Source organism: Microvirga sp. CF3016 (genome assembly GCF_036314085.1).
In the GTDB taxonomy this organism is placed as follows: domain Bacteria; phylum Pseudomonadota; class Alphaproteobacteria; order Rhizobiales; family Beijerinckiaceae; genus Microvirga.
Map to the genome: position 1 here is coordinate 1 of NZ_JAYGGM010000002.1, position 18726 is coordinate 18726.

General features: G+C 65.0%; 17 protein-coding genes and 1 pseudogene. 12 read left to right on the forward strand and 6 right to left on the reverse strand.

All coding sequences use genetic code 11. The annotated features are described in order from the left end of the window. Positions 1 to 247 (forward strand): annotated as a pseudogene (locus VB672_RS02385) (methyl-accepting chemotaxis protein); the annotation flags it as partial. A gap of 107 nt (positions 248 to 354) precedes the next feature. Here VB672_RS02385 and VB672_RS02390 read toward each other — a convergent pair. Continuing rightward, the gene (locus tag VB672_RS02390; protein ID WP_329782573.1) at positions 355 to 1230 is read right to left on the reverse strand and encodes a branched-chain amino acid aminotransferase; all 876 of its coding nucleotides are present in this window, start codon (positions 1228 to 1230) and stop codon (positions 355 to 357) included. A 166-nt stretch (positions 1231 to 1396) separates the two neighbouring features. Here VB672_RS02390 and VB672_RS02395 point away from each other — a divergent pair, with 166 nt between their 5' ends. Continuing rightward, positions 1397 to 2071, forward strand: a complete 675-nt coding sequence (locus VB672_RS02395; protein WP_329782972.1) for a haloacid dehalogenase type II — start codon at positions 1397 to 1399, stop codon at positions 2069 to 2071. Positions 2072 to 2196: 125 nt separating this feature from the next. On the opposite strand, the gene VB672_RS02400 is transcribed toward VB672_RS02395, so the two are convergent. The 3 genes from VB672_RS02400 to VB672_RS02410 all read right to left on the reverse strand — a co-directional run bounded on the left by VB672_RS02400 (position 2197) and on the right by VB672_RS02410 (position 5687). After that, positions 2197 to 3579, reverse strand: a complete 1383-nt coding sequence (locus VB672_RS02400; RefSeq protein WP_329782574.1) for a M20/M25/M40 family metallo-hydrolase — start codon at positions 3577 to 3579, stop codon at positions 2197 to 2199. Positions 3580 to 3659: 80 nt separating this feature from the next. Beyond that, the gene (locus VB672_RS02405) at positions 3660 to 4121 is read right to left on the reverse strand and encodes a GNAT family N-acetyltransferase (RefSeq protein ID WP_329782575.1); all 462 of its coding nucleotides are present in this window, start codon (positions 4119 to 4121) and stop codon (positions 3660 to 3662) included. A 27-nt stretch (positions 4122 to 4148) separates the two neighbouring features. After that, positions 4149 to 5687, reverse strand: coding sequence for a helicase HerA-like domain-containing protein (locus tag VB672_RS02410; RefSeq protein ID WP_329782576.1), 1539 nt, complete (start codon positions 5685 to 5687; stop codon positions 4149 to 4151). Positions 5688 to 5942: 255 nt separating this feature from the next. Here VB672_RS02410 and VB672_RS02415 point away from each other — a divergent pair, with 255 nt between their 5' ends. From VB672_RS02415 to VB672_RS02430, 4 genes are all read left to right on the forward strand, one after another. Beyond that, on the forward strand, positions 5943 to 6323 hold the full coding sequence (locus VB672_RS02415) for a DUF2267 domain-containing protein (protein ID WP_329782577.1): 381 nt from the start codon (positions 5943 to 5945) through the stop codon (positions 6321 to 6323). 261 nt (positions 6324 to 6584) lie between these two features. Continuing rightward, positions 6585 to 8621 carry a methylmalonyl-CoA mutase subunit beta gene (locus tag VB672_RS02420; RefSeq protein WP_329782578.1) on the forward strand — a complete coding sequence of 679 codons (2037 nt, stop codon included), beginning with the start codon at positions 6585 to 6587 and terminating at the stop codon, positions 8619 to 8621. A 46-nt stretch (positions 8622 to 8667) separates the two neighbouring features. Continuing rightward, on the forward strand, positions 8668 to 9009 hold the full coding sequence (locus VB672_RS02425; protein WP_329782579.1) for a hypothetical protein: 342 nt from the start codon (positions 8668 to 8670) through the stop codon (positions 9007 to 9009). A 149-nt stretch (positions 9010 to 9158) separates the two neighbouring features. Then, positions 9159 to 9527, forward strand: coding sequence for a hypothetical protein (locus tag VB672_RS02430; protein WP_329782580.1), 369 nt, complete (start codon positions 9159 to 9161; stop codon positions 9525 to 9527). Here the strand turns inward: VB672_RS02430 and VB672_RS02435 are convergent. Next, positions 9524 to 10420, reverse strand: a complete 897-nt coding sequence (locus VB672_RS02435; RefSeq protein WP_329782581.1) for a DUF817 domain-containing protein — start codon at positions 10418 to 10420, stop codon at positions 9524 to 9526. The genes VB672_RS02430 and VB672_RS02435 overlap by 4 nt on opposite strands. Positions 10421 to 10598: 178 nt before the next feature. Between VB672_RS02435 and scpA the strand changes: the two genes are divergently transcribed. Then, entirely contained in the window at positions 10599 to 12764 is a 2166-nt protein-coding gene (gene scpA / locus VB672_RS02440; RefSeq protein ID WP_329782582.1) for a methylmalonyl-CoA mutase, read from the forward strand. 252 nt (positions 12765 to 13016) lie between these two features. Then, positions 13017 to 14204: a family 16 glycosylhydrolase gene (locus VB672_RS02445; RefSeq protein WP_329782583.1), complete on the forward strand. Its 1188-nt coding sequence runs from the start codon at positions 13017 to 13019 to the stop codon at positions 14202 to 14204. A 26-nt stretch (positions 14205 to 14230) separates the two neighbouring features. On the opposite strand, the gene VB672_RS02450 is transcribed toward VB672_RS02445, so the two are convergent. Then, on the reverse strand, positions 14231 to 15202 hold the full coding sequence (locus VB672_RS02450; RefSeq protein ID WP_329782584.1) for an alpha/beta hydrolase: 972 nt from the start codon (positions 15200 to 15202) through the stop codon (positions 14231 to 14233). 174 nt (positions 15203 to 15376) lie between these two features. On the opposite strand from VB672_RS02450, the gene VB672_RS02455 reads away from it, so the two are divergent. The 4 genes from VB672_RS02455 (at position 15377) to VB672_RS02470 (ending at position 18704) form a co-directional block, all read left to right on the forward strand. Beyond that, positions 15377 to 16135: a DUF3750 domain-containing protein gene (locus VB672_RS02455; RefSeq protein WP_329782585.1), complete on the forward strand. Its 759-nt coding sequence runs from the start codon at positions 15377 to 15379 to the stop codon at positions 16133 to 16135. Positions 16136 to 16249: 114 nt separating this feature from the next. Next, positions 16250 to 17233, forward strand: a complete 984-nt coding sequence (meaB, locus tag VB672_RS02460; protein WP_329782586.1) for a methylmalonyl Co-A mutase-associated GTPase MeaB — start codon at positions 16250 to 16252, stop codon at positions 17231 to 17233. A 176-nt stretch (positions 17234 to 17409) separates the two neighbouring features. Then, positions 17410 to 18201: a bestrophin-like domain gene (locus VB672_RS02465; protein WP_329782587.1), complete on the forward strand. Its 792-nt coding sequence runs from the start codon at positions 17410 to 17412 to the stop codon at positions 18199 to 18201. 116 nt (positions 18202 to 18317) lie between these two features. Continuing rightward, positions 18318 to 18704: a RidA family protein gene (locus VB672_RS02470; RefSeq protein WP_329782588.1), complete on the forward strand. Its 387-nt coding sequence runs from the start codon at positions 18318 to 18320 to the stop codon at positions 18702 to 18704. Positions 18705 to 18726 lie beyond the last annotated feature (22 nt).

Consider the following 18726-nt stretch of genomic DNA (forward strand, 5'->3'; position numbering starts at 1 on the left):
CTCGACCTCGATCGCCGCCGCCATGGAGGAGCAGGGCGCCGCCACGGCCGAGATCGCCCGCAACGTCCAGGAAGCCGCCCGCGGCACCGAGCAGGTGACGGGCAACATCGTCGGCGTGCAGCAATCCGCCCAGGAAAACGGCGCTGCGGCTTTCCAGGTGCTCGGCGTGGCGCAGGAGCTCGCCCGGCATTCCGAAGACCTCGGCCGCGAGGTCTCGACCTTCCTCCAGGACGTCAAAGCGGCCTGAGCCTGAAGCGGCTCCCCTCATACAGGATGGGCGCGAGAAGCTGTCGAAAGCCTCTCGCGCCCATTGTCGTTTGCTCAGGACGTCACGCCCTGAGGGCCGGCCCGATCTCAGGCAGCCTTGAGGAGCCCCTTGTCGTGGGAGAAGGCCCAGTAGAGCTCGCGGGCCCGGCGATAGAACGGGCCGGGCTGGAGATCGCGGCTGTCGATGCGCAGCACCGGCATCACCTTGGAGTAGTTGCCCGAGATGAAGATCTCGTCGGCGCTGGCGAAATCCTCGTAGCGCAACGTGCTCTCGACCACGGTCGTGCCGTCGTCGCGCAGGAGCTGGATCACGCGCTGGCGGGTGATTCCGTTCAGGAACGTGCCGTTCGGATACGGCGTATAGACCACGCCGTCCTTGGCCATGAACACGTTGGACGTCGCCGTCTCCGCCACATTGCCGAGCGCATCGCAGACGAGCGCGTTGTCGAAGCCCTTCTCCTTCGCCTCGCGGATCACGCGGGCGTTGTTGGGATAGAGCGCGCCGGCCTTCGCGTCGGTCGGCATGGATTCAAGCGTCGGACGACGGAAGCTCGACTTCATCACCGAGAGCCCGCCCGGCACTGGCATCGGGGCCTCGAAGAGGGAGAGGCAGAACTGGGTCGATTCCGGATCCGGCGCGATGGTGGCCAACCCCTCGGCCTCGCCCCAATACATGGGCTTCACGTAGAGCGCGGTTCCCGGCGCGAACTTCTTCACGCCTTCGCTCACGAGATCGAGCATGGTCTGGACGTCCATGGTCGGCTTGAGGCCGATGGTCGGGGCCGAGCGGTTCACGCGCTCGCAATGCCGGTCGAGGTCGGGCGCGACGCCCTCGAACACGCGCGCTCCGTCGAACACCGAGGAACCGAGCCAGGATACGTGGGAGCGGGGCCCAATCAGGGGCGGATTGCCCTCATGCCACGCGCCGTTGAACCAGTTCCAGGTCTGCGAATGCCAAGCCACTGTGTCGATCCTTTGGGTCAGAATGTCTGTCCCATCGAAGCCCTTGAAGCCTCACCCGTCAATCGTTCCTTCGGCCATCGGGACATGAAGACTTGTGATGGGTTCCATGCCGAGGGCTGATCATTGACCGGATTGCCATCGCTTGCGGCTGGTGCCAACCTGCCTCATGGCCGCGACGATCATCCCGCCCCCTGCCAGGGCCGTCATCTTCGACGCCTACGGCACCCTGTTCGACGTACATTCAGCCGTCTCCCGCCATATGGCCGAGGTCGGGCCGGATGCGGCGCGGTTCTCGGAAACTTGGCGCGCCAAGCAGCTCGAATATTCCTGGGTGCTGTCTCTGGCCGGCCGGTACGAGCCCTTCTGGACCCTCACCGAGAAGGCGCTCGATCAAGCCTTCGCGCGCTTTCCCGCGGTCGACCGCCGCATCCGGCCGCGCCTGCTGGAGGCTTATCGCGCGCTCGACGCCTATCCAGAGGCACCGGACACGTTGCGCGCCCTGCGGGCTCGCGGCCTCAAGACCGGGATCCTGTCGAACGGCGATCCCGGTATGCTGAATGCGGCCGTTGCATCGGCGGGCCTTGCCGACGATCTCGATACCGTTCTTTCGGTCGATGCCGTGCAGGTTTTCAAGACGAGCCCGCGCACCTACGAGCTTGTGCTTCAGGCGCTGCCCGTCACGGCCGACGAAGTCGTCTTCGTCTCCTCGAACCGCTGGGACATCGCCGGCGCCGCCGTGTTCGGTTTCCATCCCGTCTGGGTGAACCGGCTTGCATTGCCGGACGAGTATCGGGAGCTTGCGCCTCGGGCGGTGATATCGTCGCTCGGTGAATTGGTGTGATTGTGACAGGGGTGGCGCCTTAACCTCTCCCCGGTGGGGAGAGGTCGAGCGCAATTGGTCTGCACACGACGAAGATGCCGCGCTCTCTGCACGAATCGTTGCATCTTCGTCTCGCCGAGACCCGCCTACCTCGCCAAAGCCGCCAGGATCCTGGCCCAGGAGCGGGTGCCCTTGTGGAAGCTCTTGAGGTCGTATTTCTCGTTCGGCGAATGGATGCGGTCGTCGTCGAGACCGAAGCCGACGAAGAGGGTGTCGAGGCCGAGCGTGCGCTTGAAATCGCCGCCGACCGGAATCGAGCCGCCCATACCGATGACAATCGGGTCCTTCTTCCACTCGTCGTGCAAGGCTGATTTCGCCGCCGTGATCGCCGGGAAATCATGCGGAAGAGCGAGGGCACGCGAGCCCTTGTGCTTGATGAACTCCACCGAGCAATCGGCCGGGATGCGCTCGCGCACGAAGGCCTGGAAGTTTTCGGAGATCTTCGCCGGATCCTGATCGCCCACGAGGCGGAAGGAGATCTTGCAGCGCGCCTCGGACGCAATCACCGTTTTGGTGCCCTCGCCCGTATAACCGCCGATGATGCCGTTCACGTCGCAGGTAGGGCGAGACTGGATCTGCTCGATGAGCATGCGTCCCTTCTCGCCGGCGGAATGCTTCAGGCCGACCTGGCCGAGGAATTCCTCTTCCGTGAGATTGAGGCTCTTCCACTGCTCCAGAACCTGCGTGGGCGTTTCCGGCACGCCCTCGTAGAAATCCGGGATCGTGATCCGGCCGTTGTCATCGTGAATGGCCGCGATGATCCTTGAGAGCACATGAATCGGATTGCGCGCCGCGCCACCGAAGGAGCCGGAATGGAGGTCGCGGTCCGCGCAGCGCACGATCACCTCCTCGTAGACCATGCCCCGCAGGGAAGACGTGATGGCGGGCGTATCCTGATCCCACATGCCGGTGTCGCAGACGAGGGCCACGTCGGCCTTGAGCTCGTCCTTGTTGGCCACGATGAACTCGGGCAGGAACTTGGATCCGTCCTCTTCAGCGCCCTCGACCAGGAACGTAATGGTGATCGGCAGCGAGCCCGTCACGGCCTTCCAGGCCCGGCAGGCCTCGACGAAGGTCATCACCTGGCCCTTGTCGTCGGCGGAGCCGCGCGCGCTGATCGCCTTGCGGCCGTCGGGAAGCGTGATGATGCGCGGCTCGAAGGGCGGCGTTTCCCACAAGTCCAGGGGATCGACCGGCTGCACGTCGTAATGGCCGTAGAAGAGGACATGCAGGTCTCCCTCGCCCGTGGCGTGGCCGAGCACCACCGGATGCCCGCCGGTCTCGCGCAAGGAAGCCTCGACGCCAAGGCTCTTCAACTCATCGACGAGCCACTCGCCGGCAACGCGGCAATGATCCTTGTAGGCCGGATCGGTGGAGATGGACGGCACTTTCAGCCACTGGAACAGCCGCTCCAGGGAAGCGTCGAGATCGGAGTCGATCTTGGAGAGAACTTGGTCGAGGTGGGACATGAGGAACAACTGCCTTGTGGACGAGGTCGTCCCAAGAGGTACTCTCATCCTCCGGGTAGCCGCAAGTACGAGATTCCGGCTCACGATAAAGGCGTCAGAGCCTTCCTCATATGGACACGCTGGAAGCCCTTCTCCTCGGCTCGATGGGTTTCGACAAATCCCAGACGTTCATAGAGACGGATGTTTTCGCTCATCGCCTCGTTCGTGTAGAGCCGAATGGCCTTGAATCCACGGTCGATGGAGAGCCTCTCCGCAAAGGCGATCAGCAGACGTCCATACCCGCGCCCCTGCATATCCGGACTGACGGCCACATTGTCGAGAAGCATCGTCTCCTCTTCTGGAAGGAGAACCAGCACCCCAAGGATTTTGCTCCGGCTGACGAGGACATAGACCGATCGGTTTTCGATCAGGGCAGAATAATCGTCCCTCATCGGACCGGGCTTTCGCCCGATGAGCGGAATATACCCGGCATAAGCGGCCTGGACGATCTTCTCGACATCGGCACGGTCCTCAGGAGTTGCGAGGCGAATGGTCTGCGTCATCATGCCAACCACGACACCGGTTGATTGTTACCGCCGCAACAGCCCGCCCAGGGTTCCGCGCACGATGGCGCGCCCGATGGAGCTTCCCTGGCGGCCGCCGATGGACTTGCCGATCTCGGCCGCGAGATTGCCCACCGTCTGGTTGACGATGGTGCGCGTGACCTCGCGGGTCACGCGCTGCGTCACCGTCATCGATCCCTTGCGCTGGCCGGTCGAGCCGAAGAGGCCTCCGAGCATGTCCAGAATGCCCCCGCCCCCTTCCGCCGCTTTGGCTTCGGTGGCCGCCTGCTCGGCGCGCTTGGCGAGCATCTCGTAGGCGGAATCCGGATCGACCGCCTGGTCGTATTTGCCTCTCATCGGGCTTGAGGCCACGATCTGCTGGCGCTGGGACAATTCGATCGGCCCGACCTGCGCCATGGGCGGCGCGATCAGCGTGCGTTCCACCATGGAGGGCGCTCCCTTGCCTTCCAGGGTCGACACCAAGGCCTCTCCGACGCCCAGTTCCGTAATGGCCTTTTCGGTCTCGAAGGCAGGATTCTGGCGGAAGGTCTGGGCCGCCACGCGCACGGCCTTCTGCTCGCGCGGCGTATAGGCGCGAAGCGCGTGCTGCACCCGGTTGCCGAGCTGCGCCAGAATGCTTTCGGGCACGTCGACCGGGTTCTGCGTGATGAAATAGACGCCCACGCCCTTGGAGCGGATCAGGCGCACGACGCGCTCGACGGTTTCGACGAGGGCCTTCGGCGCATCGTTGAACAGAAGATGCGCCTCGTCGAAGAAGAAGACGAGCTTGGGCTGATCCATGTCGCCCACTTCCGGCAGCTCCTCGAACAGTTCCGACATCAACCACAGGAGAAAGGTGGCGTAGAGGCGCGGATTGCTCATGAGCTTGTCGGCCGACAGGATGTTGACGACACCGCGCCCGTCGCGGTCGGTGCGCATCAGGTCCTTGATATCGAGGGCCGGTTCGCCGAGAAATTCGTCGCCCTGCTGATTTTCGAGCACGAGAAGCTGCCGCTGGATCGTTCCGATAGTCGCCTTCGACACGTTGCCATAGGTGGTCGTGAGCTCGCTCGCATTGTCGGAGATGAGCTGCAGCAACGCGCGCAGGTCCTTCAGATCGAGCAGCAGCAAACCCTGCTCGTCGGCGATGCGGAACGCGATGTTGAGCACGCCCTCCTGCGTATCGTTGAGGTCGAGGAGGCGCGAGAGCAGCAGCGGCCCCATCTCGGACACCGTTGCCCGCACGCGATGCCCCTGCTCGCCGAACAGGTCCCAGAACACCACGGGGAACTTGTCAGGCACGTAATCGATACCGATTTCCTTAGCGCGTTTGACCAGGGGCTCCTTGCCATTGCCGGGAGCCGCCATGCCGGAGAGGTCGCCCTTGATGTCGGCGGCGAAGACCGGGACGCCCGCGTTGGAAAACCCTTCCGCTAGCACCTGGAGCGAGACGGTCTTGCCCGTTCCGGTGGCTCCGGTCACCAGGCCATGCCGGTTGGCAAGCCTCAGCTCCAGATATTCCGGCTTGGTGCTTTTGCCGATGAAGATCTTCCCGTCTTCGAGCATCGTGTCTCTCCAGAATCCAGGGCATCGGACCCAAAAGTGGATTTGCACTTTTGGGATCGATCCGATGCTCAATCCCTCAAGCGGCGCATCGCTCAGCGCGGAACCGGAGGTCCGCGTCAGCGAAAACCGGATCCACTTTTCCGCTCGATGCGCTAAGGATCTTAGATGTCTCGTGGCGAGTTTCCACTGTCGGGTTTCTTGATTTAATAGTTTAGTTATGAACTATCTGCCCCGTTCCAGTCTCAGGAGAATCAGATGGAAGAACTCATCGCCCGCGTGACCCAGAAGACCGGCCTCGACCAGGCGACCGCCCGGAAGGCCATCGGCATCATCCTGGGCTACCTCCAGAAAGAGGGACCCTCGAGCGAGGTCAACCAGCTGATCGCGGCCCTGCCGGGCGCTCAGGAAGCGATCGATGAAACGAAGAGCGGCGGCGGCGGCGGACTGATGGGCATGATGGGCTCCATGGGCGGCGGCGTGATGGCGCTGGGCGGCCAGCTCATGGGCATCGGCGTCTCCATAGGCCAGATGCAGCCGCTCGGCAAGGAACTCTTCGCCTATGGCCGCGAGAAGGCCGGCGAGGACGTGATGGGCCCCATTGTCGGATCCATCCCCGGACTGTCGCAGTTCGTCTGACCGTCGAAGCGCGCCCTCGCCGGCCTTGGGCCGAGGCCGCGACAGGACCAGCCCCGATCCTCTGCACCGTCATCACCGGGCTCGTCCCGGTGATCCCGATCGGACAAGCGCCACGCTTTTCTGTATCGGGATGGCCAGGACAGGCGCGATGAAAAGGAGCGACGGCCCGCCCGCGCAATCCCGCCCTTTGGGGCATTTCCAGCATCTCCCCGTCCCGGTATTGTCCGGCGCAATTGAACAGCCCACCGGACGGGAACACCCATGGACGATCTCTCTCTCGCGGCCGATTTCCCGCACGCCACCCGGGAGCAATGGCTCAAGCTGGTCGAGGGCGTGCTGAAGGGCGCCGACTTCCAGAAGAAGCTCGTCTCCCGCAGCCATGACGGCATCGCCATTCAGCCGCTTTATCCGAAGGCGGAAGGAGCCGCCCCGATCGTACGCGAGCAGGCCGGCCGCTGGCGGGTGTCGCAGCGGGTCGATCATCCCGATCCGCAGAAAGCCAATGAGCTCGCCCTGCTCGATCTCGAAGGCGGTGCCGATGCGCTGACGCTCGTTGCCCATAAAGCGCCCGCCGCGCGCGGCTTCGGCGTGCGGATCGACAACCTCGACGATCTCGACCGGGCCCTGTCGGGCGTGATGCTCGACCTCATCCATCTGCGCGTCGATGCGGGCGGGCATGGACGCCAGGTGGCGGCGCTGGTGCTGGCCCTCGCCGAGCGGCGTGGCCACCGGCTCGCCGATCTCTCCCTCGACCTCGGCCTCGACCCCGTCGGCGCCATGGCGGCTCAAGGGAGGATGTCCGCCTCCTGGGATGCCATGGCGCGGCGCATGGGCGACACGCTGAGCCATCTGACCGCTCAGAGCTTTGCCGGGCGCGCCTTCCTGGCCGATGGACGCGTCTATCACGAGGCCGGCGCCAGCGAGGCGCAGGAACTCGCTGCCGTGCTGGCAACGGGCGTCGGTTACCTGCGCGCCCTCGAAACGCAGGGCCACCCGCTCGACGCGGCACGCCGGGCGCTGTCCTTCCTCCTCGTGGCCGATGCGGACGAGTTCCTCACCGTAGCGAAGCTGCGCGCGCTTCGCCGCCTCTGGGCGCGGGTGGAGCAGGCCTGCGGCCTGGAGCCGAAGCCGATCCGCCTACATGCGGAGACCGCCTGGCGCATGACCACCCGGCGCGACCCGTGGGTGAACATGCTGCGGGCGACGGTGGCGGCGTTCTCCGCCGGCATCGGCGGGGCGGATGCGGTCACGGTGCTGCCCTTCACGACGGCGCTCGGCCTGCCCGATGCCTTTGGCCGCCGGATCGCGCGCAACACCCAATTGATCCTGCTCGATGAATCGAACCTTGCCCGCGTGGCCGATCCGGCGGCCGGCGCCGGCGGCTTCGAGGCGCTCACCGATGCCCTGTGCGATAAGGCCTGGGGGCTGTTCCAGGAGATCGAGCGCGAGGGCGGCATTCTGCAAAGCCTCAAGGGCGAAAGCCTCCAGGCCCGCATCGCCGCCGTGCGCGCTCAGCGCGAGAAGGCCGTCGCCACCGGCCGGGAGCCGATCACCGGCACGAGCGAATTCCCGAACATCGCTGAGGCGGACGTGACGGTTCTCTTCCCCTCTCCCTTGTGGGGAGGGGCCAGGGGTGGGGGTGTTGGCGCCACACCTTCACAGGCTCTCGCTCACACCCCCACCTCCCACTCCTCCCCACAAGGGGGAGGAGAGCAAGACGGCGCACCGGCTCAGGCTGAGACCAAATTTGCCGCCCTCGTCCGGATGGCGGGACAGGGCGCGACCCTGCCCCAGCTCGCCGGCACGGCCGCCGGCCTCGCGCCCGTCTCCATCGCTCCCCTGCCCTCCACGCGAACGGCCGAGCCGTTCGAGCGCCTGCGCGACCGCGCGGACGCCTATCTGGCGAGAACCGGGGAACGGCCGAGGATCTTCCTCGCCAATCTCGGGCCGATCGCGGCCTTTACCGCTCGGGCGACCTTCGCCAAGAATTTCTTCGAAGCAGGCGGAATAGAAGCCATCATGAACGACGGATTTTCCGACAACGATACGCTTCGTCAATCCTACATCGCAAGCAAAGCCAAGCTTTCCTGCATCTGCTCGACAAATGAAATTTACGAAAAGCATGCCGTGGAAGCCGCCAAAACCCTGCATTCGGCAGGATCGACCCTCATCTGTCTGGCAGGGCGTCCGGGCGAGCACGAAGATGCATGGGTCCGCGCCGGAATTACCACTTACATCTTTGCCGGGTGCGACGCCCTCAAGATTCTGAGTCAGACGCTCGACGAGGCCGGCGCCTGAGGCTTCGAGGCTCCCCCTGGCCATTTTGACCGAGAGGAGCGCGGTTTTGACATTGACGAAACGATTGGCTGTGGCCCTCGGCCTCGGCACCATTTTTGATCGCCACGCCGTGGCCGCCCCGGCCAACCGTCACGACAGCACCTACAGCTATTCCATCGCCATCGAGAACGGGAACGTGCGCTACCTGCTGCAGCCCGGCGATTCCCCGACCACCGTGTCGGGCCGGATCGGCTCCGACGGCGCGGTCGATCTCGACATCCGCCGCAGCATCGCCAAGGTGGATGCCAATGGCCGCCTCACCGGTAAGGCCGGAGCGGGCACCTGGCAGCTCGGCATGCTCGGCTGCTCCGGTCGCTGGACGGCGCAGAAGCGCTCCAGCGACGTCTGATTTGCCTCATTGTCCTGAGCATCGAGAAGCCGCTGCATCAAAGGATGCAGCGGCCTTTTCGCGGCTCACGCAAAGCTGAAAGGCGCCGCCGGAACCCGCGAAAAGACCCGACGTTGGTTCTGCCCATTCCTGAAGTTTTGGAGCGTTTCATGCGTGTGATGTCCTGGCTCGGCGCGGCAGCCCTGACGGCCATCGTCCTTGCTCCCCCGGCCTCCGCACAGGCCAACCGGTTCGACGGCAACTGGAGCGTGGAAGTGGTCACGGAGCAGGGCGCCTGCGATCGGGCCTACCGCTATGCGGTCGTCGTCCAGAACGGCCGCGCCCGTTACGGCGGACCGGAGAACTTCAACGTGAACGGCCAGGTCCAACCGAACGGCGCCGTCTCGGCCAGCATCTCCCGCGGCCAGGACCGGGCCAACGTGTCGGGCCGCCTGTCGGGGAATACCGGCCGCGGCACCTGGACAACCTCGGGCGGACGGGTCTGCTCGGGCTATTGGAACGCGGAGAAGCGGGGCTAAGGTGAACGCGTCATCGCCCGCGGACGGTTTATGGCCGAGACCATCACGTAGGAGATGATCATAAGAAGGTACCAGGAACCCAGCTTCGCCATCGGCACGATGGACCAGCCCTTGAGCTGGTTCGGGTAGAGCCACGCTCCGGTGAACGTGCCGATGTTCTCGGCGAACCAGATGAAGAGCGTGACGAGGAAGAAGCCGAGGAGAAGCGGCATCCGGCGATGCACACGCCAGACCTTGAAATAGACCGTCGTGCGGCCAAAGAGAATGGCCGTCGCAAGGAACAGTCCATAACGAAGATCGGCGATGTAGTGATGCGTGAAGAAGTTCATGTAGATCGCCGCGGAGAGCAATGCCGTGGCCGCGAGCGGCGGATGGTGGGTGAAGCGGAAATCGAAAAGCCGCCATACGCGCGACAGGTAGGATCCGACCGCCGCGTACATGAAACCGGTGAAAAGCGGGACCCCACCCAGGCGGAAGAGGCTCGGCTCCGGGTAGATCCATGATCCCACATGGGTCTTGAACACCTCCATGACCGTGCCGACCAGATGAAACAGAAAGATGGTCTTGGCCTCTTCGAGCGTCTCCATCCTGAAGGCCAGCAGGAGAGCCTGGATCGTCAGGGCGGACAGGAACAAGAAGTCGTAACGCGCGAGCACGGCGTCGCGGGGATACCAGAGATAGGTTGCGATCAGGAGGGCGCACATGAGGCCGCCGAAGAGGCAGGCCCAGCCCTGCTTGATACCGAACCGCAGGAACTCGTAGAGGCCGGCCGCAAGAGCTCCGCGAGCCTCTGCGGCCTGCCCCAACCGCTCCTCGGCCTCTATGAAACCTTCGATCGGAGGCCAGAGATGGGCGGCGCTTTCCGGACGCGGAGGGGGACGGCGAAAGAGCATGGAACTCCGAAGGCTTTATTATTTCACCTTAGGTATAATCGCCCAGACATGTCAAAAGCCTGACGGATGCAAGCTCGGCTTGGCCGACATAGAACGTTTTAAGGATAGCCGCTCCTGGGCGAAGCCCCTAGAATGAGACCTTGAAATCCATCTTGATCTGGTCGCGTTGGTTCAGGCAATGACTCGCATTCCCGACTTCTCAAGCCTCGCTTTCGCCGACGCTCCCCCGGCATCCTCCTCGCAGCCCGCCTCCGAGCCGTGGCTGACGCCGGAGGGGATTGCCGTGAAGGGATTTTACGGGCCGGAGGATCGCGCCGGGCTCGACTTCCTCGACACCTATCCGGGCATCGCACCTTTCCTGCGGGGTCCCTACCCCACCATGTACGTGAACCAGCCCTGGACCGTGCGCCAGTACGCGGGCTTCTCCACGGCCGAGGATTCCAACGCGTTCTACCGCCGCAATCTCGCGGCCGGCCAGAAGGGCCTGTCGGTCGCGTTCGATCTCGCGACCCATCGCGGCTACGATTCCGATCATCCGCGCGTTTCGGGCGATGTGGGCATGGCGGGGGTCGCCATCGATTCCATCTACGACATGCGCACGCTGTTCGCCGGTATCCCGCTCGACCAGATGAGCGTGTCGATGACCATGAACGGCGCGGTGCTGCCCGTGCTTGCGCTTTACATCGTGGCCGCCGAGGAACAGGGCGTGCCGCCGCAAAAGCTCTCTGGCACGATCCAGAACGACATCCTCAAGGAATTCATGGTGCGCAACACCTACATCTACCCGCCCAAGGGGTCGATGCGCATCATCTCGGACATCTTCGGCTATACCTCGGCCAACATGCCGAAGTTCAACTCGATCTCGATCTCCGGCTATCACATGCAGGAAGCGGGCGCGACGCAGGACCTCGAGCTCGCCTACACGCTCGCTGACGGCGTCGAATACATCCGCGCAGGCATCGCGGCTGGCCTCACCATCGACCAGTTCGCCCCGCGCCTGTCCTTCTTCTGGGCAGTGGGCATGAACTTCTTCATGGAAGTGGCCAAGATGCGCGCCGCGCGGCTCCTCTGGGCCAAGCTCGTCAAGGACTTCAACCCGCAATCCGAGAAGTCGCTGCCGTTGCGCACGCATTCGCAGACCTCGGGATGGTCGCTCACCGCCCAGGACGTGTTCAACAACGTGACGCGCACCTGTATCGAGGCGATGGCCGCCACGCAGGGCCATACGCAGTCGCTGCACACCAATGCGCTGGACGAAGCGCTCGCGCTGCCGACCGACTTCTCCGCCCGCATCGCCCGCAACACGCAGCTCTTCCTGCAGCAGGAGAGCGGCACCACGCGCATCATCGACCCGTGGGGCGGCTCCTACTACGTCGAGCGCCTCACCTACGAGCTGGCGCAGAAGGCCTGGAGCCACATCCAGGAGGTCGAGGAGTTGGGCGGCATGGCGAAGGCCATCGAGGCGGGTATCCCGAAATTGAAGATCGAGGAGGCCGCGGCCCGCACGCAGGCGCGCATCGATTCCGGCCACCAGAAGATCGTCGGCGTGAACGCCTTCCGCAGCACGGACGAGGCCGCCATCGACATCCTGAAGGTGGACAACGCGGCAGTGCGCGCGAGCCAGATCGACAAGCTCAAGCGTCTGAAAGCCGAGCGCAACCAGGCCGACGTCGAAGCGGCGCTTTCCGCACTTTCCCAGGTGGCCGCGTCCGGCGAAGGCAACCTGCTCGACCTCGCCGTGAAGGCGGCCCGGGCCAAGGCGACGGTGGGCGAAATTTCCGACGCGCTGGAAAAGGTCTGGGGCCGTCACCGGGCCGAGATCAAGGCGATCTCGGGCGTGTACAAACGGGAGGTCGGCATGGCGTCGCCAGCCGTGGAGAAGGTCCGCACCCTGGTGGAGCAGTTCGAGCACGACGACGGCCGGCGCCCGCGCATCCTCGTCGCCAAGATGGGCCAGGACGGGCACGACCGCGGCCAGAAGGTGATCGCCTCGGCCTTCGCCGATCTGGGCTTCGACGTGGATATCGGCCCGCTCTTCGCCACCCCGGCGGAAGCGGCCCGTCAGGCGATCGAGAACGACGTGCACATCATCGGCGTGTCGTCGCTCGCCGCGGGCCATCTGACCCTGGTGCCGGAGCTGAAAGCCGAACTCGCCAAATACGGCCGGGACGACATCATGATCGTGGTCGGCGGCGTGATCCCGCCGCAGGATTTCGACGCATTGTACGAGGCCGGCGCCGCGGCCATTTTCCCGCCCGGCACCGTGATCGCCGATGCGGCCGTGAACCTGATCGACGATCTCAATCGGCGCCTCGGCTACGGGCCGAAGCAGGCGGCGGAGTAACGCCGCCTTCTCTCCCGTTGCATAGGCCGCGATGCCACCTGTTCCGAGCACTCCAGGATACAAGCAGCGACTTGATCGGCTCCGGCCAAGATGAAGGAGCGATCACCGCTGCCTGCCTGTGGCCGCTCGACTTTAACCACGCTTTAAACATCCGACGAGAATAGGTAACTCCACCTAATTGCCCGCGCTCCGATAAGTGGGAAAACTTGTCCCAAAGACAATGTATTTCATTCATCCCTTTTCGGAGCACCCATGGCCCTTGATCTCGACGGCTATTCGCTGACCTTCTCTGACGAGTTCAACGGTTCTTACCTCGACACCACAACCTGGAACACGAAGTATTGGTGGGGCGGGCGCACGCTCGCCAGCAACGGCGAATTGCAGTACTTCGCCGATCGCTCGACTCCTGTGATCCAGCAAAACCCTCATCTCGATCCCTTCCGCATCGCGGCGGATCCCCGCGAGGCCGGGGACGGCATCCTGACGATCACGGCGCGTCCCTCCCCGGACACCGGTCTGACGGACGGGCTGCCCTATGTCTCGGGCCTCATCAACACCCACGGCACCTTCTCGCAGACCTACGGGTACTTCGAGATCTCGGCTCAGGTGCCTGCAGGCCAGGGATTGTGGCCCGCCTTCTGGCTCCTGCCGCAAAGCGGCAACTGGCCGCCGGAGATCGACGTGCTCGAACTCCTGGGCCACGATCCCTCGACCTATTATGTCGGCTCGCACTGGACCGACACCTACGGCAGCCATGCCTTCCGAACGCAAGGCATCTCCACCGGCATCGATCTCTCGCAGGGCTTCCACACCTACGGCACCATGTGGACCGCGGATGCGATCACCTATTACCTCGACGGCAACGAGGTCTACTCGATGCAGACGCCTGCCGGCATGAACGAGCCGATGTATCTGCTCGCCGGGCTCGCGGTGGGCGGCAACTGGCCGGGATCGCCCGACGGGACAACCCGCTTCCCGGCGGAATTCCGGATCGACTCCATCCGCGCGTGGGCGCTCGACACCACCCCGCCCGCACTGGGCGACGGGTCGACCGTGAGGGGCGGCTCCGGCGCGGACATTCTCGTGGGCGACACCAATGCGAATGCCCTCAACGACGTCATATTCGCCTATAGCGGCAAGGACATTCTGGAAGGCCTGAGAGGAAACGATACCCTGGCCGGCGGACACGACGCCGACACGTTCCTCTACAGGGCAGGACCGAGCGGACACGACGTGATCGTCGACTTCGATCCCATGGGCGGCGATGCGGTGCGCCTCACCAAGGCCATCCTGGGCCAGAAGAACTTTTCGGGCCTCTACCGGGTGATCAAGGACAACGCGGCGGGCGACGCCGTCCTCAAGCTGGCGGACGGCGGCTCCATCACCTTCGAGGGTGTCAGCAAGGCGCAGCTGAAATTCGACGACTTCTTCATCGTCTGAGAGAGCACCATGGGGCGGTCGTCCCGTTACGACCGCTCGATGGCCCGCTTGATCACCTGCTGCACTTCCTTGTTCGTCAGGAAGAGGTCGTGGTTGATGATGCCGCCGCCGAACTCGGAGGCGTCGGCCACGCGCACGCCGAGGGACTCCAGCCGCTCGCGATCCGCCGCGCCGGCCCGGATGATGCCGCCCGCGAGGCGGCTCGAGACGGCGAGCGCCCGGTCGTTGGTGGAGCTGATGACGGTGATCTTCTTCGCGTCGGGTCCAAGGCGCTCGAGGCCGCGGGCGAACAGATCGATGTCGATGTCGGGGGCTGCCATCACGACGGCGCCGATGCGCTCCATGGCGCTTTCGCCGCCCGAGGCGCGCAGCATCCTTAAGGTCTCGAGGGTGAGCAGCGTGCCCATGCTGTGGGCGACGATGTGGATGCGCCCGCCGCTCGGGGTCTTGGCGATGGCGGCGAGCAGGTCCTCAAGGGAATCGCGCGACCACATGGCGCTTTCGCGGTCGGCCACGTAGCTGAAGGTGGACGCCGCGGACGGCCAGGTGAACAGGCCGGTCACCCCGGCGAACTTGATGCCTTCGGAGAGGTCGATGGTCGAGGTCGCGGCCGTCTCGAAGCTTTCCTTGTAGCCGTGGATGTAGAGCAGCAGGTTGTGCCCGAAGGCGGCCTGGGCAAAGGTCTGCGCCGCGTTGCCGCGATCGACGTTCTCGACCTTCGCGATGTTCCAGCGGCTGCTGCCGATGAAGGAATCGGACGGGGGCGTGAGGCGCGCCTCCGCGAAGATCAGATCCGCGGAGCGTTCGCTGCTGAACCAGGGCTTCTTCGGCGGGTCACCCACCGGGAGACGCGTGGTCGCCACCAGAAGCTTCGGGTCCCGCGCGAGACCGACCTGCGACGAAACCGGGCTGGTGAGCGCCGATTCCTCCCCGAGGCAGCCGGACAGGGCGAAGCTTGCAAGGCAGGCGAGAGCAAGGCGGGGAATGGGAAAGAGCATGAGGCCGGGTTTCAAGAGACAATGAGGGCAGTGCTGTTTTGTCCTCGATCATGGCATGCGCAAGGCAGAGTGCCGCCGAAGACACCTTCAATCGGGATTATGGTAACCCGATGGTGAACGACGGCGCCCGCATGTCGCCTTGATGCCCCGGCGGCGCGTCCGTACCTTGGCACGATGCTTGCCTTTCTCGCCCGTGTTTTCCTCGTCGTCGTCGGCCTGTTCGTTCTGCCCCTGGGAGCCCATGCCCTCTGGTGGGCGCTGCGCGACGATGTCGCGCCGAGCTGGCGCGCCGCCGACTGGTCGAGCGCGAAGCTCCTCCCGGCCGCCACGGAGGCGCCCCAGGCCATCGTGGCCGTGTATGCGGCGCGGGTCGGCCGGTGGCGCGGCATCTTCGCCCACCACACCTGGATCGTCGTGAAGGAGGCCGGAGCCCGCACCTATACCCGCTATGACAAGGTCGGCTGGGGCAGTCCGGTGCGCACCAACGGATGGGCGCCGGACGGCCGCTGGTTCGGCAACGCGCCGCATCCGGTCGTGGTGATCGAGGGGGAGGCCGCGGAACGGCTGATCCCGCAAGTGCGCCAAGCAGTGGCGAGCTATCCCTACCAGAGCTTCGGCGCGTACAACGCATGGCCCGGTCCGAACTCGAACACCTTCGTGGCGCATGTGATGCGCTCGGTTCCCGAACTCGGCGCGGCGCTTCCGCCGACCGCTCTCGGCAAGGACTGGCAACCCTGGCGGGACATCGTGGGCCTCACCCCGAGCCGCACGGGGATCCAGATCTCGCTCGGTGGCTATGCGGGCATCGCGCTCGGCTGGATTGAGGGAATCGAGATCGACTTCATGGGCCTCGTCGCCGGAATCGACGTGCGCCGCCCCGCCGTCAAGATTCCCGCCTGGGGACGAATCGGCATGGACCCGATCACCTGGTGAAAGCAGCGTCCGGATGCTTCTTTTCTTGCTTGGCGCATCGTTGAGTGCGGACCCGAAGGGCCGCGTCAGCGAAAACCGAGTCCACTTTTCCGCACGATGCGCTAGAGCTGTCCCATGACCGGGGGCTCACCGAAGACGACAGTAACGGCGGACATGGTCGCAAAAGGCGACCGGGCCTCGCTCGCGCGCGCCATCACCCTGATGGAATCGCGCCGCCCGGACCATCGCGAGGCCGCGCGAACGCTCCTTCAGGAGCTGATGTCCCGCACCGGCCATGCGGTGCGCGTCGGCATCACGGGCGTTCCCGGCGTCGGCAAATCCACCGCCATCGACACCCTGGGCTCCATGCTCACCGAGCAAGGGCACAGGGTCGCCGTGCTGGCGGTCGACCCCTCCTCCACCCGCACCGGCGGGGCGATCCTCGGCGACAAGACCCGGATGGCGCGCCTCGCGGCCGATCCCAACGCGTTCATCCGCCCCTCCCCATCCTCCGGCACGCTCGGCGGCGTCGCTGCCAAGACGCGGGAGACCATGCTGCTCTGCGAGGCCGCCGGCTTCGACGTGATTCTGGTCGAAACGGTGGGCGTGGGGCAGTCGGAGACCGCCGTCGCGGACCTGACCGACTTCTTCCTCGTCCTCATGCTGCCGGGCGCGGGCGACGAGCTGCAGGGAATCAAGAAAGGCATCCTGGAGCTTGCCGACCTGATCGCCGTCAACAAGGCGGACGATGCGGGCGCCAAGGCCAAAGCCGCGGCCGCCGAGTACAAGGCCGCCCTTCACATCCTGGCGCCCGCCTCTGCCACCTGGACGCCCCCCGTGCTCACGATCTCGGGGCTGTCGGGCCAGGGGCTCGACGAGTTGTGGGCGAAGGTCCTCGATCATCGCAAGCGCCTGGAGGCGACGGGTGAACTGGCGGCCAAGCGCCGGGCGCAGGACACGAAGTGGATGTGGGCCCTCGTTCATGAGCGTCTCCACGAGCGTCTCCATCACGATCCGGCCCTGCGCCAGCGCGTGCCGGAGATCGAGACGGCTATCGCGAACGGCACCCTGTCGCCCAATGCCGGGGCGAGCGAGATCGTGAAGCTGCTCGGACTCTAGCGCGAAGGATGCCCCATCCGCCACGTCACCACCGGCCGTGTGCCGGTGATGACGCTGGAGAGGTCGCGGAAGGGGCTACGAACACAGCCCCTATCCGGAATTCCACCTGATCTCTCCCGCAGAATCCGGTTCACTCGACGGCATCTGACGGGCAACTACGCAAAGCGAACCGCGTCGTGATCGATCGGCTGCATCAACTGCCCATTGTCATGGGCGCCGTGATCGTCTGCCTCATCTTCCTGGTGCCGACCCTGATCGGCTCGGCGCTGCTGCAGCCTGCCGCCGCGCGCCTGTTGCGCGGCGAGCGGGATCCGAACACGGTCGTCGGCCTGCTCCTGAACGCCTTCTCGCTCTATTACGGCGTTCTCCTGGCGCTGCTCTCCATCGCGGTGTTCGATAACTACGGCAAGGCGCAGGATGCGGTGGGGCGCGAGGCGTCGAGCATCATCGCCCTCTACCGCACCGTCAGCGGCTATCCGGAGCCGATCCGCGCATCTCTCTCCGAGACCCTGCGCCAATATGTGGATGAGGAAACCGGGCCTGGCTGGACCTCCCAGAGGAGCAATCAGGCTTCGACCCGCGGAACGCTGCTGGTCGATCAGTTGAGCCGTCAGCTCCTGGGCTTCAGGCCCAACCGCGAAACAGGTGAAGACCTGATTCACCAGGCGGCTCTAAGGATCTTCGAGGATTTCATCGAGCAGCGCCGCCTGCGCATCCAGGCGGCCGGGACCAGCATTCCCAAAGTGATCTGGTCGGTCGTCCTCGTCGGTGCGGCCCTGAACGTCTTCATCCTGTGGCTGTTCGACCTGAAGCGGACGACCCATTTCCTTCTCGGCGGCGTCCTCATGATCTTCGTCGGCCTGGTCGTCTACATGGTCGGCGTTCTCGATCGGCCGTTCCATGGCGCGCACGGACTCCAGCCGGACGACCTCCTTCACGCTCGCCAGCAGATGAATCCGAGACCGTGAGCCGTGCCGACGCTGCCGATCCGATCGGCGATGCCCCGGCTTCCGCCCTCGCCCTGGCCGAATCCGCGCACGGCCAATAAGCTGTGCCGTGACAGCAGGTAGAAGGGTCCGCACGCATGGAACTCACGGTCAGAAACCCGAAGGACGGCATCTATCCGGCGACCGACGACTATGTTCACGCGCTGGAGGTTGCGGGCGCCCAGCGGCTGCTGTTCATCAGCGGCACGATGGGGCTCGATGCGTCCGGCGTCGCGCCCGACAGCCTGGACGAGCAACTGCGCCTGATCTGGTTGAACCTTCGGCGCATCCTGGCAGAGGCCGGAATGACGACGGACAACATCGTCCGCCTCACGAGCTACCTGCGCGACCCGTCCTATGTGCAGGCCAACCAGGACGCGCGCATCGCTGCTCTCGGCGACCGGCGCATCCCGACGACGGCCGTCGTGGTGCAGACCCTCGATCCGACGTGGCTCGTCGAGATCGAAGCGATCGCGGCTGGATGACCCGCCCTCATCCGGGCGATCG

Excerpts from the sequence above, each read along its gene's own strand:
- VB672_RS02395 (WP_329782972.1), top strand. The coding sequence starts at position 1,397 with ATGGCCGCGACGATCATCCCGCCCCCTGCCAGGGCCGTCATCTTCGAC.
- VB672_RS02400 (WP_329782574.1), bottom strand. The coding sequence starts at position 3,579 with ATGTCCCACCTCGACCAAGTTCTCTCCAAGATCGACTCCGATCTCGAC.
- VB672_RS02405 (WP_329782575.1), bottom strand. The coding sequence starts at position 4,121 with ATGACGCAGACCATTCGCCTCGCAACTCCTGAGGACCGTGCCGATGTC.
- VB672_RS02410 (WP_329782576.1), bottom strand. The coding sequence starts at position 5,687 with ATGCTCGAAGACGGGAAGATCTTCATCGGCAAAAGCACCAAGCCGGAA.
- VB672_RS02415 (WP_329782577.1), top strand. The coding sequence starts at position 5,943 with ATGGAAGAACTCATCGCCCGCGTGACCCAGAAGACCGGCCTCGACCAG.
- VB672_RS02420 (WP_329782578.1), top strand. The coding sequence starts at position 6,585 with ATGGACGATCTCTCTCTCGCGGCCGATTTCCCGCACGCCACCCGGGAG.
- VB672_RS02430 (WP_329782580.1), top strand. The coding sequence starts at position 9,159 with ATGCGTGTGATGTCCTGGCTCGGCGCGGCAGCCCTGACGGCCATCGTC.
- VB672_RS02435 (WP_329782581.1), bottom strand. The coding sequence starts at position 10,420 with ATGCTCTTTCGCCGTCCCCCTCCGCGTCCGGAAAGCGCCGCCCATCTC.
- scpA (WP_329782582.1), top strand. The coding sequence starts at position 10,599 with ATGACTCGCATTCCCGACTTCTCAAGCCTCGCTTTCGCCGACGCTCCC.
- VB672_RS02445 (WP_329782583.1), top strand. The coding sequence starts at position 13,017 with ATGGCCCTTGATCTCGACGGCTATTCGCTGACCTTCTCTGACGAGTTC.
- VB672_RS02450 (WP_329782584.1), bottom strand. The coding sequence starts at position 15,202 with ATGCTCTTTCCCATTCCCCGCCTTGCTCTCGCCTGCCTTGCAAGCTTC.
- VB672_RS02455 (WP_329782585.1), top strand. The coding sequence starts at position 15,377 with ATGCTTGCCTTTCTCGCCCGTGTTTTCCTCGTCGTCGTCGGCCTGTTC.
- meaB (WP_329782586.1), top strand. The coding sequence starts at position 16,250 with ATGACCGGGGGCTCACCGAAGACGACAGTAACGGCGGACATGGTCGCA.
- VB672_RS02470 (WP_329782588.1), top strand. The coding sequence starts at position 18,318 with ATGGAACTCACGGTCAGAAACCCGAAGGACGGCATCTATCCGGCGACC.